At 61.4% G+C, this 228-nt stretch carries 1 protein-coding gene; it reads right to left on the bottom strand.

Features of this window, described 5'->3' with window-relative positions; genetic code table 11:
- Nucleotides 1-228 (bottom strand): hypothetical protein (locus NTD82_RS29355; protein WP_262129284.1); only part of this gene is annotated, 228 nt, incomplete at both ends.

Here is a 228-nt window from a genome sequence, read left to right on the forward strand (position 1 = left end):
ATCGAGGCTTCCGCTGGAGGTGCTGCCATCGGTGTCCGTCGCGGTGACCGTGAAGCTCTCAGTCAGGTTGTTGATGCCGCCTGCGTTTGGATGAGCCTCGTTATCCAGCAGGGTGTAGCTGTAGGTCACCACGCCGGTACTGGCGTTGTAGCCGGTGACGGTCAGCGTGTTGCCCAGCGGAGTCGTTGCGGTTTGTGGGAAACCGGAGGCTACCCCGCCAGAAACAAC

Source organism: Pseudomonas sp. 5P_5.1_Bac1 (genome assembly GCF_025466015.1).
In the GTDB taxonomy this organism is placed as follows: Bacteria; Pseudomonadota; Gammaproteobacteria; order Pseudomonadales; family Pseudomonadaceae; genus Aquipseudomonas.